This window comes from Klebsiella sp. Ech2A (genome assembly GCF_030078455.1).
GTDB classification, from domain to species: Bacteria; Pseudomonadota; Gammaproteobacteria; order Enterobacterales; family Enterobacteriaceae; genus Klebsiella; species Klebsiella terrigena.
In genome coordinates, this window is record NZ_JAQGFU010000139.1 from 1 (window position 1) to 11,489 (window position 11,489).

Annotated in this window: 12 protein-coding genes; 9 read left to right on the plus strand and 3 right to left on the minus strand. The window is 60.6% G+C overall.

The genetic code is table 11. From position 1 onward, the window contains the following. From PFH44_RS19840 to mdcH, 7 genes are all read left to right on the plus strand, one after another. Window positions 1–672: triphosphoribosyl-dephospho-CoA synthase (locus PFH44_RS19840; protein WP_283825909.1), on the plus strand; the 672-nt coding region annotated here is incomplete at its 5' end. A gap of 10 nt (window positions 673–682) precedes the next feature. After that, window positions 683–982 (plus strand): malonate decarboxylase acyl carrier protein, encoded by a 300-nt coding sequence (gene mdcC / locus PFH44_RS19845; protein ID WP_283825910.1) that lies wholly within the window; start codon window positions 683–685, stop codon window positions 980–982. Next, window positions 975–1,808: a biotin-independent malonate decarboxylase subunit beta gene (locus tag PFH44_RS19850; protein WP_283825911.1), complete on the plus strand. Its 834-nt coding sequence runs from the start codon at window positions 975–977 to the stop codon at window positions 1,806–1,808. Before mdcC ends, PFH44_RS19850 begins: the two co-directional genes overlap by 8 nt. Further along, window positions 1,808–2,608, plus strand: a complete 801-nt coding sequence (gene mdcE, locus PFH44_RS19855; RefSeq protein ID WP_045859579.1) for a biotin-independent malonate decarboxylase subunit gamma — start codon at window positions 1,808–1,810, stop codon at window positions 2,606–2,608. The genes PFH44_RS19850 and mdcE overlap by 1 nt, the downstream gene beginning before the upstream one ends. A 138-nt stretch (window positions 2,609–2,746) precedes the next feature. Next, entirely contained in the window at window positions 2,747–3,706 is a 960-nt protein-coding gene (locus PFH44_RS19860; RefSeq protein WP_045858436.1) for an AEC family transporter, read from the plus strand. A 1-nt stretch (window position 3,707) separates the two neighbouring features. Beyond that, on the plus strand, window positions 3,708–4,325 hold the full coding sequence (locus PFH44_RS19865) for a malonate decarboxylase holo-ACP synthase (RefSeq protein WP_045858438.1): 618 nt from the start codon (window positions 3,708–3,710) through the stop codon (window positions 4,323–4,325). Then, window positions 4,325–5,227, plus strand: a complete 903-nt coding sequence (mdcH, locus tag PFH44_RS19870; protein ID WP_283825912.1) for a malonate decarboxylase subunit epsilon — start codon at window positions 4,325–4,327, stop codon at window positions 5,225–5,227. The genes PFH44_RS19865 and mdcH overlap by 1 nt, the downstream gene beginning before the upstream one ends. Here mdcH and PFH44_RS19875 read toward each other — a convergent pair. From PFH44_RS19875 to PFH44_RS19885, 3 genes are all read right to left on the minus strand, one after another. Then, entirely contained in the window at window positions 5,217–6,143 is a 927-nt protein-coding gene (locus PFH44_RS19875; protein WP_045859580.1) for a LysR family transcriptional regulator, read from the minus strand. The genes mdcH and PFH44_RS19875 overlap by 11 nt on opposite strands. A gap of 208 nt (window positions 6,144–6,351) precedes the next feature. After that, entirely contained in the window at window positions 6,352–8,004 is a 1,653-nt protein-coding gene (gene mqo, locus PFH44_RS19880) for a malate dehydrogenase (quinone) (RefSeq protein WP_076946924.1), read from the minus strand. Window positions 8,005–8,269: 265 nt separating this feature from the next. Further along, window positions 8,270–9,190 (minus strand): N-acetylmuramic acid 6-phosphate etherase, encoded by a 921-nt coding sequence (locus tag PFH44_RS19885; RefSeq protein WP_045859584.1) that lies wholly within the window; start codon window positions 9,188–9,190, stop codon window positions 8,270–8,272. A gap of 174 nt (window positions 9,191–9,364) precedes the next feature. Here PFH44_RS19885 and PFH44_RS19890 point away from each other — a divergent pair, with 174 nt between their 5' ends. Beyond that, a complete protein-coding gene (locus PFH44_RS19890) occupies window positions 9,365–10,984 on the plus strand; it encodes a sensor histidine kinase (RefSeq protein ID WP_045858443.1) in 1,620 nt (539 codons plus the stop codon). Beyond that, window positions 10,981–11,489: two-component system response regulator DcuR (dcuR, locus tag PFH44_RS19895; protein ID WP_283825913.1), on the plus strand; the 509-nt coding region annotated here is incomplete at its 3' end. The genes PFH44_RS19890 and dcuR, both read left to right, overlap by 4 nt.

Below are 11,489 nucleotides of genomic sequence, written 5' to 3' on the forward strand. Positions count from 1 at the left end.
TTTCTGCAGCTGCCCCAGCAAAGCTGGCAGCGCCCCGCCGACATCGCCCTGCGCGAAACCGTCGGCCGCTTAGGGCGCGAAGGTGAACGGCAGATGATGGCCGCCACCCGCGGCGTGAACACCCACCGCGGCGCCATCTGGGCGCTCGGTTTACTGGTCAGCGCCGTGGCGATGCATGGCGGTAACGCAGGCGCGCAGCAGATTGCACAATCCGCCGCCCTGCTCGCCCGCCTGCCGGACGGCGCCGCGCCGAAAACCTTCAGCAAAGGGCTGAAAGCCACGCATCAGTACCGGGTGCCTGGCGCACGTGAAGAGGCGCAGCAGGCGTTCCCGCACGTGATGCGGCTCGCGTTGCCGCAGCTGTTACGCAGCCGGGCAATGGGGGCGCACGAGAGCGCAGCCCGCCTTGACGCGCTGATGGCGATCATGACCTCGCTCAGCGATACCTGTGTGCTTTCGCGAGCCGGCATGCCCGGTCTGGAAGCGATGCAGGCAGGCGCCCGCGCGGTACTCAACGCCGGCGGTTGCGCCACGGCACAGGGCCGCGAAGCGCTCGCTGTGCTTGATGCTCAGATGCTCGCCCTTAACGCTTCGCCCGGCGGTGCCGCGGATCTTCTCGCCGCCACGCTGTTTCTTGACAGGGTCAGCCAGCCCGCGTCTTGCTCAATTTAAAGAGGATGTTATGGAACACATTACATTGTCATTTCCTGCCAGCCGCACCGTCAGCGGTAAAGCTCTGGCAGGCGTCGTAGGCTCCGGTGATATGGAAGTGCTGTTCACCGCAGCCGCCGGGGAAACCCTCAGTATTGATATCACCACCTCCGTGGACAACAGCAACCGCCGCTGGAATGCGCTGTTCGATCGCCTGAATCTGATCAACGGCCTGCCTGCCGGCAAGCTGATCATTCACGACTTCGGCGCAACGCCCGGCGTGGCGCGCATTCGTATCGAACAGGTATTTGAAGAGGTGGCTCATGCGTAACGATCGCAGCTTTATCGAATTACGGGCTCGCGAACGTGCCCACGCGCTGCTGGACGAAGGCAGCTACCGTGAATTGCTCGATCCGTTCGAAGGCATTATGTCGCCGTGGCTCGCGCCGCAGGGCGTTGTGCCGCAGTCCGACGACGGCATGGTGGTCGCTCGCGGCACCATTAACGGCCAGTCCGCGGTGGTGATTGCTATCGAAGGCACCTTCCAGGGTGGCAGCATGGGCGAAGTCTCCGGGGCCAAAATGGCCACCGCGCTGGAGCTGGCGGCGGAAAATAACCGCAACGGCATCCCAACCCAGGCGGTGCTGTGCCTGGAAACCGGCGGCGTGCGCCTGCAGGAAGCCAACCTAGGCCTCGCAGCCATTGCCGATATCCACGCCGCGATTGTCGATCTGCGCCGCTACACGCCGGTGGTCGGCATCGTGACCGGCACCGTGGGCTGCTTCGCCGGGATGTCCATTGCCGCCGCGCTCTGCAGCTACCTGATTGTCACCCGCGAAGCGCGTCTTGGCCTCAACGGCCCGCAGGTTATCGAGCAGGAAGCCGGGATCGAAGAGTATGACTCCCGCGATCGCCCGTTCATCTGGAGCATGACCGGCGGCGAAATCCGCTATGCCAGCGGCCTGGTCGATGCGCTGGTCGATGACGGCGTCAACGCGGTGAAAACCGCCATGAACGACGCCATCGCCAAAGGCGTGCCGGCACAAAACCGCAGCGACAAATATGCCGACTTCCTGACCCGTCTGAGCAACTTTGACACTCGTCAGCAGGCCGATACCGCGCAGATCAAACAGCTTTTCGCCGGGGAGGTGAAATGATGACTCAGTCCAATAGCCGTGGAGCCCTGTGGCTGGAAAAACTGGCGCCAAATGCGCCGCGCATGACTGGCCTGTGCCCTTCAGTACAGGTCGCCGACGGTGAGCTGAACAATGAGGCCGTACGCTTCATTGCCGTGGTGCCCGATGCCAATAACCACTATCCGCGCGCCGCGAAAGGCGAAGTGGGCCTGCTGGAAGGCTGGACGCTGGCAAAAGTGGTGAATGAAACCATCGATGCCGACGCGAACAGCGACGTGAAGCGCCCGATTGTGGCGGTGATCGACGTCCCAAGCCAGGCCTACGGTCGCCGGGAAGAAGCGTTCGGCATTCATCAGGCGCTCGCCGGTGCCGCAGGGGCTTACGCGAAAGCGCGCCTGGCGGGCCATCCGGTGATCGGTCTTATCGTCGGCAAGGCGATGTCCGGGGCGTTTCTGGCGCACGGTTATCAGGCAAATCGCCTGATTGCTATCAACGATAAAGGCGTGCTGGTGCATGCGATGGGCAAAGAGTCCGCCGCCCGCATCACCCTGCGTACCGTCGATGCGCTGGAAAAACTGGCGGCGACCATTCCACCAATGGCCTATGACGTCAGCAACTACGCCACCCTCGGCCTGCTCTCCGACCTGCTGAACCTCAGCAACCCGGATGCGCCGTCCGATGCCGATCTGGCGCTGGTGGAGCTCACCGTGCAGAAAGCCATCTCCGATGCGCGTAAAGACCCAAGCCTGAAAAACCGTCTCGGCGCGGAGAATCGCCGCAGCTCTGCCCTGGTTCGCGAACGGATGCGCGCCAGCTGGTAACGAGCACCATCGAAGTACGTAAAAAAAGACCTGCCGAAAGCGGCAACCGTCGGGCGCAGCATAGCGCCCACGGCAAGCCGCTTTTAGAAAATTATAAACATCGCAAATGTTCTCTATTTTTCTTACTACAGGTGATCTATGACTTATGTAATTGTTCATGCCCTTGCGCCGATTTTTCTGATCATGCTGCTGGGCTTCTGGGCCGGCAAAGCCAAAATGGTCGACAACAAAAACGTGTCGCTGCTCAATATCTTCGTAATGGATTTTGCCCTGCCCGCCGCGCTGTTCAGCGCCACCGTGCAGACCCCGTGGGCCGGCATTGTTGCCCAGTCGCCGCTGATCGTGGTGCTGACCGGCGCGATGTGGATCACCTATGCGGCGATCTACTTCCTGGCCACCGGCGTCTTTAAAAAGTCCCCGCAGGATGCCGCCGTGCTGACTCTCACCGTGGCGCTGCCGAACTATGCCGCGCTTGGCCTGCCGATTCTCGGTAGCGTGCTGGGTGAAAGCTCCGCGACGTCTCTTTCCGTCGCCGTCTCCATCGCCTGCGGTTCCGTGCTGATGACGCCGTTCTGCCTGCTGATTCTGGAGCGTGAAAAAGCACGCGCTGCCGGTGAAAACAGCGGTTCTACGCTGGCGATGCTGCCGGTGCTGATGTGGCGTTCGCTGAAAAAACCGATCGTGATGGGCCCGCTGCTCGGCGTGATCCTCTCGGCGATTGGCATCAAAATGCCGGATCTGCTGCTGGCGGCAATCAAACCGCTTGGCCTCTCGGCCACCGCGGCAGCGCTGTTCCTGACCGGTGTGATTCTGTCTGCCCGTAAGCTGCAGCTGAACGCCATGGTAAGCATTGCGACCATCGCCAAGCTGCTGATCCAGCCGTTTATCGCGTGGGCTATCGTTGTGGCTTTCGGCCTGCACGGCTCCGTAGCGATCACCGCTATCCTGATGATCGCGCTGTCTGCGGGCTTCTTCGGCGTGGTATTCGGTAACCGCTTTGGCGTACAGTCGCCGGATGCGGAAGCGGTGCTGCTGTTGAGCTCGGTTCTGTGTATCCTGTCGCTACCGCTGTTCATCACCTTAACTTCAGGCATTTGATATGACATTCACCTCGCGCCCGCACGATTTACTGTGGCTGAAAAGCCGCGACGCCCTGCTCAACGTCGAGGAGGCGTGGGTAGCCAGCCAGTGGCAGCCGGGCCTGCCCGTGGTGGTGCGGCGCGACGTGAATGATAGCGGCGATATTCCGGTAGGCGTGCGCGGCATAAAGCGCGAACAGCGCGCGGCCGGATGGGTAAAAGCCGGGTCCGTTGCCCGCATCGTCACGCCGGAAGCGCTGGTCGAACGCCAGCGGCTGCTGCATTCGCCGTTTGTTTCCCAGCCGCCCGTTCAGGCGGCTATTTTGCTGACCACCTTTGCGTGGCCGTGGATCTGGGGCATTACCGGCAGTACGGCCTATGCCCTCGCCACCGAAATTCCCGTCCTGCACGCCGACAGCGATCTCGATTTACTGATTCGCGCTCCTGAACCGCTGACCGACGACGAACTTCGGCAGTGGCAGGCGCAGGTGGAAAAGCTGCCGTGCCGCGCCGATACCCAGATTGAAACGCCCTTTGGCGCGTTTGCGCTCAACGAATGGCTGCGCGAAGGACGCGTTCTGCTGAAAACCGCCACCGGGCCGCAGCTCACCGCGACGCCGTGGCACAGGGAGTCATGATGAAAATCCTCTTTACCTTTCCCGGCCAGGGCACCCAGCGCCCGGGAATGCTGCAAAATCTGCCCGACGGCGAGGCCGTTCTTGCCGAAGTCCGTGCCGTCCTTGGCGATGAGGCCAACCAGCTCGACGAAGCCGGTGCGTTGAAGCACACCCGCGCGGTGCAGCTTTGCCTGCTGATTGCCGGCGTGGCGTGGGCTAACGAGCTTATTCGCCACGACGTTAAGCCCGACATCGTCAGCGGCCTGTCGATTGGCGCTTACCCTGCGGCAGTAGTGGCCGGCGCGCTGGATTTTCGCGACGCGCTGCGCCTCGTCGCCCTGCGCGGGGATTTAATGGAGCAGGCATACCCGCACGGCTACGGCCTGACGGCGATTATTGGCCTCACGCTGAATCAGGTTGAAAAGCTGATGGCGGGAAGCAGCACCTTCATTGCCAACCTCAATGCCGAAACGCAGATAGTGATTGCCGGCCGGGATGAGGATATGGCCGAGGTTGCGCGAAAGGCGCTGGCCGCCGGAGCCAGTAAGGCAACCCGGCTTGCGGTAAGCGTACCGTCACACTGTGCCTTGCTGGATAAACCGGCGGCAGAATTAGCTCAGGCGTTCGAATCCGTGACGTTGTCACGACCGTCGCGGGCGTATCTCAGCGGATCAACCGGCCGCGTGCTGTGGGAGCCGCAGAAAATCGCCGAAGACTTAGCCTTCAACATGGCGCGCACCGTGCAGTGGCAGGATGCGATGGTTTCCGCCAATCAGCGCGACGCGCGGCTGGCGATTGAGATGCCGCCCGGCAGCGTGTTGACCGGGCTAACCTACCTCGCAGGCTGGCAGGGCGACGCCATCTGCATGGAGCGAAACAGCGTTGAAGTGGCGCAGCACCTGGCGAAGCGCCTCAGCCGTTGAGGCTGCGGGCGTACATCCGCCCTTCCGCCGCCAGCGCCAGCAGGTCCGCGTCGCGTTCGCGATGGTGGGAATAGACAATCGAGATCAGCTGGCGCATCTGATAGGGTTCCGCCAGCTTGAGCAGCTGCACGTCGTTTTCGTAGACCTTTTTCATCCGCCCGGGCAGCAGCGCAAAGCCGACGCCGGCCTGCACCAGGCTTATCATCGAAAAGATATCGTTGACCCGGGTGACGATTTCAGGCTCGAAGGCGGCAACCTGAAAGGCCTCCCTGAAGCCCGCGTAGGTGGCAAATCCTTCCGCAAGCGAAACGAATTTGCGGTCGGCATAGTCGCGAAGGTCGGCGGGTTTCGCGGTATCCAGCCGTTCAGCCGCCGGCGCGGCGAGAAAAATATCGTCTTCAAACAGCGGCACCACGTCAAACTCGCTGTTGCTGAACTCCCCCTCGTTGGTGGCGATGAGGATCGCGTCCAGGGCGTCGTCTTCCAGCATATCCAGCAGCATCTGGTTGGAACCCATCGTCAGGTCCAGCTCCAGCTGCGGGCGCCGCAGCTTCATCCCCATAATGATCCGCGGGACCGTCTCCAGCGTGAGCGAATAGAGCGTGCCGATCCGCAGCCGTCCCTGGCCGACGCCGGCGACCTTCCGCGTCGCCTCCAGCCCGCGCGTCATCAGCGTGGTAACGTCCTGACAATACTCCAGCAGCGTCCAGGCCGCCGGCAGCGGCAGCAGGTTGCGTCCCTTATGCACAAACAGCGGGCAGCCCACCCCCTCTTCGAGGGTATGCAGGGCCCGGTGGACGCTGACGCCGCTGAGCTGCATCGCTTCGGCGGTTCTGGCGATATTGCCTTTGGCCATAAACATCATAAATACCGCCAGCTTACGGAAGGTAATATCCTGGCTAATGTCGTCTTTCACTGCGCTGCACTCCCTATTTCCGCCGCGGCTCACCATTTATCGAGTGAATTCAAGCCAGTATAACCGTAACGCCGGTAAATGCTTTAACGCAGAGCAAGGAATTGCCGAACGGGACGTGAGGCGGCGCTGGCGTGGATAAGGCAAAAAAAATGCCGGTCAGCTGCTGAGCTGACCGGCATGACGCACGCGGGCGGGGTTAATACGGCGGCTACAGCGCCATATCGTGCTGCGGAGATTCCGCAGGCTTAAGCTCGGCAGACGGCGCGGCGGCGGCCTGGGAGTGGGTCATATCAATCACCGGCGGCTTGGTCAGCTGCAGCGTTGCGGCGGTATCGTCCCACACCTGCTGGGTCAGCGCCGGGCTGTCGTTCAGCTTCTGGCCATAGCTCGGCACAATCGCGTGGATGCGGCTCTGCCACTCCGCGGAGCTGAACTGCTGCGGGAACATCTGCTTGAGCACGTTCAGGGTAATCGGCGCGGCGGTAGAGGCGCCCGGAGAAGCACCAAGCAGCGCGGAGATGGTTTTCTGCTCGTCGACCACCACTTCGGTCCCCAGCTTCAGGATCCCGCCCTTCTCGGCGTCTCTTTTAATGATCTGCACGCGCTGGCCTGCCTGAATCAGCTTCCAGTCCTCTTTACGCGCTGCCGGATAGTACTCTTTCAGCGCCGCAAAGCGGTCGTCATCGCTGAGCATCACCTGGCTTACCAGGTATTTGACCAGGTCGAAGTTGTCGAGACCGACGTGGGTCATCGGCAGAACGTTATCGGTGGTGGTGGTGCTCAGCAGGTCGAAGATCGAACCATTTTTGAGGAACTTAGTCGAGAAGGTAGCGAACGGCCCGAACAGCACCACGCGCTTGCCGTCAAGGAAGCGGGCGTCAAGATGCGGAACCGACATCGGCGGCGCGCCGACCGAGGCCTGGCCGTAAACTTTTTGCAGATGCTCTTGGGTCACCGCCGGGTTTTCGGTCATCAGGAAGGAGCCGCCCACCGGGAAGCCCGCGTAGTTATCAGCTTCCGGAATGCCGGTCTTTTGCAGTAATTTCAGCGCGCCGCCGCCGGCACCGATAAAGACATATTTCGCGTCAATCGCCTGCTCGTCGCCGCTATTAACGTTCTTAATCGTCACGTGCCACGAATTATCGGCATTACGCTTAAAGGCGGTAACCTCAGAGGAGGTTTGCAGCGAGAAGTTATTACTTTTCTTCAGGCTGCCGATCAGCTGACGGGTTATTTCGCCGTAGTTGACGTCGGTCCCGACCGGGGTCCAGGTGGCCGCTACCTTTTGCTGCGGATCGCGCCCTTCCATCACCAGCGGCGCCCACTGTTTAATTTGCGCATGGTCGGTGGAGAATTTCATCCCCTGGAATAAGGCGGTTTGCTGCAGCGCGGTATAGCGCTTTTGCAGATAATCCACGTTATCGCCCCAGACGAAGCTCATATGCGGAGTGGAGTTAATAAAGGAGTGCGGGTCGCGCAAAATGCCGCGCTTGACCTGCGCCGTCCAGAACTGACGGGAGATCATAAACTGCTCGTTGATATCCAGCGCCTTGCTGACGTCGATAGAGCCGTCTGCACGCTCTGGCGTGTAGTTCAGCTCCATGTTTGCCGAGTGGCCGGTACCGGCATTGTTCCAGCCGTTCGAGGACTCCAGCGCCACGCCGTCAAGCTTCTCTACCATCACCTGCTTCCAGTCCGGCTGGAGTTCCTGCAGCCAGGTCCCGAGCGAGGCGCTCATGATCCCGCCGCCAATCAGCAGAAAATCCGTTTTTTTTGCGGCGTCGGTATTTGCGTAGGTTGCCGTACTGACGAACATCGCCAGCGCGGTCAGGGATAAGATCGAGTTTTTTATTGCAGGCATAATAGAATTATCGCATAGCATAATGAAATAAGTGTAAACATGTTAACGCACTTTCATTATATTTTAAAATGTCATTTACATTTTCCGCACAGTTAATCAATTATTTGATTTCACTTTTTTAACTTAAAAAACCAGAAAATGATTAATGAAATTAAAACGGGTCAACGCAGGGCGATAATTAGAGGGCTGGCGGCGCACGCGGCGGTTTATTTAGTTACATAAGAAAAAAATAGCGGCGCGCGGAATTATAGCGCGCCGCTGATAATTAACGCTGCGACTCTGCCAGCTGAGGCGTTTTATCCCGTAACGCAATGCGCAGATGATCGTTGTTTTCCATCAGCAGCTCCCGCGCCTGCCAGGCGTCAAGCCCGGCGAGCAGCATCAGAATCGCCGTCCGACAGTGCTGGTTGCAGGCGGCAAGCGCGGCTTTCGCCTCGCTGCGCGAACAGCCGGCGGCCTCCATAACTATGGCAATTTGCCGTTCAGCCCAGCGCGGGCTGGTGGCCTGCAGATCGACCCGCAGGTTGCTGAAGACCCTGCCGCCGCGAATGGCCAGCCCGGTGGTCAGCATGTTGAGCAGCTGCCGCTGCGCCAGCTGCGCTTTCGGGTTACCAAACCCCGCCACCGCTTCCGGGCCGGTTTGCGGCGCCACGATAATATCCGCCAGCTGCGCCGCTTCGCTATCCGCCTGCTGGGTCAGCACCGCAACCGGCGCGCCGAGCGACCAGGCGTGGCGCATCGCGCCCCACACCCACGGCGTTTTGCCGCTGACCGTCAGCGCCAGCAGCATATCGTTATCGCTGAACCGCAGCGCCTGCAGCTCAAGGGCGCCAAGATCGTAGTCGTTAGCGGCCGTTTCCATCTCCTGCAGCGCCGCCGCGGGCCCGCCGGCAATGAGCCCCACCAGAGAGTGTTTCTCCTCAGGCGCAAACTCGCTGACCGCCTGCAGGGCCGCGCGGCCGGATGCGCCGGCGCCGACGATCACCAGCCGCCCTCCGCGGCTCAGGGTCGCGGCGGCGTTATCGACCAGGCGGGTCATGTCTGCCAGGCAGGCGTCGATGGCGTTGGCAATCTGCCGGCCGTCGGCGTGCAGCAGCGTCAGCATGTCATAGGTGGTAAGAGTATCGATGCGGCGGGTATCCGGGTGGCGTCGTTCCGTCATTGAAGCGGTTGGCTTACTGCTCATAAAAACCTCCATTTAAATAACTCCGCATTTACTATAGGGATAATTAACCTCGCCTCCTGCGAGTGGGGTCACGCTTCCCGGCTCCCGGCGGCGGGTTTATTGCTTTTTTACATGCCTTTAAGAAATTCACACCTTCAGCGATAATAGGCCTTCGCTGTTTACCCTGGGGTTGTTATGAACGAGTTAGCGGAGCAGGAACCACCCGCACGCAGGCGCCGTAAGAGCATGAAGCTGAGTACCGCCGTGACGCTGATGATTGGCAGCGTGCTGGGGTCGGTGCTGCTGCTGGTGTATGCGCTGTGGTTTATCCAAATCAGTGATACCACCCGCGACGGGCTGAAGGACACCGCCCTGGCGGTGGCGCGAACGCTGGCCGATATGCCGGAAGTGAAGCGCGGCCTGACCCTGCCGGCGGACAGCAATATTATTCAACCGCTGGCGCAGGCGATCGTTCGGCGCAACGATCTGCTGTTCGCGGTGGTCACCGATATGCAGGGGATTCGCTACTCGCACCCCAACAGCCAGATCATCGGCCAGCGGTTTATCGGCGATGACATTAATCCTACCCTGCAGGGAAAGGAGAACGTTGCCGTCAACCACGGCGTGCTGGCCCCGGCCCTGCGCGCCTTTACGCCGGTCTTTGACGCGAACCACCGGCAAATTGGCGTCGTGGCGATCGGGATATCGCTCAGCAAGGTCGATACCCAGATCGCCAACAGCCGCTGGGACGTCCTCTTTACCGTGCTGTTCAGCGCCCTGGTCTGCGGTATCGGAACCTGGAGTCTGGTTCGTGGTCTCAAGCGCGTGCTGCTCGGCCTCGAGCCGCAGGAGATCTCCACCCAGTTCCAGCAGCGCCACGCGATGCTGCATTCGTTAAAAGAGGGGGTGGTGGCAATCGATAGCGAAGGACGGGTGACGCTGATCAACCCCGCCGCGCGCGAAATTCTGTTCAGCGGCCCCGATAAAACCCTCGGCCATACGCCTCTGCTGGCGGATTTACAGGAGGTCCTACATACCGGGAGGCCCATCTATGACCGCGAGCTCGGCTGCAACGGCCTGCTGCTCATCAGCAACACCGTGCCGGTGCGCAGCCAGAATGCCACCGTCGGCGCCATCAGCACCTTCCGTGACAAAACCGAGGTCAGCCAGCTGCTGCAGCGCCTCGACGGCATGGTCAACTATGTGGATGCGCTGCGCACCACGTCCCATGAGTTTATGAATAAGCTGCACGTGATCCTCGGCCTGCTGAATATGAAAAGCTATGACAAGCTGGAGGAGTACGTGCTACAAACCGCCCACACCTATCAGGCGGACATCGGCGAAATCCAGCACCGCATCAAATCGCCGGTGGTCGCCGGCTTTTTGATTGGTAAAATCCAGCGCGCGAAAGAGCGCGGATTTAGCCTTAGCCTCGCGGAAGAGAGCCTCGTCCCCGACTGCCCGAACGAAAAGCAGATCACCGTGCTGGTCACCGTGCTGGGTAATTTGATTGAGAACGCGCTGGACGCCATGAGCGGCCAGCACGAGGGCGAAGTCAGCCTGTTGCTACACTATCAAAACGGCTGGCTAAGCGGCGAAGTGAGCGACGACGGCCCGGGGATCCCGGAGGCCAATATCGACGCCATCTTTAATAAAGGTTTCTCCACCAAAGGCGAGAATCGCGGCGTCGGCCTGTTTCTTGCCAGCCAGCAGCTGCGCGAACTGGGCGGGACGCTTGCCGTCGAGTCCGAACCCGGCGTATTTACCCAATTTTTTGTTCACCTTCCCTGGGATAGTAAAAGGAACAGTGCGTGATAAATGTATTAATTGTTGATGACGATGCCATGGTCGCCGAGCTGAACCGCCTGTACGTGGCGAGGATTTCCGGTTTCCGCTGCTGCGGCACCGCATCGACGCTGAATAAGGCCCGGGAGATGATTAACGACGGCGAGCTGGAGATCGATCTGGTGCTGCTCGACGTCTATATGCAGCATGATAGCGGCCTGGATCTGCTGCCGACCATTCGCGCCTCCGGCCGCGCCATCGACGTGATTATGATCACCTCCGCCGCCGATGCCGCAACCGTGCAAACGTCGATGCACTACGGCGTTATCGATTATCTGATCAAGCCCTTCCAGTTCCCGCGTTTTGAGGAGGCGTTAACCGCCTGGCGCGAGAAAAGAAAGCTGATGACCGGACAGACATATTATGAGCAGGCTGACGTTGACCGCCTGCTGCACGGCGACGCGCCGGAAGCCACCGACGCGCGCAAGCTGCCGAAGGGGCTCACCTCGCAAACGCTGCGCACGCTGTGCCAATG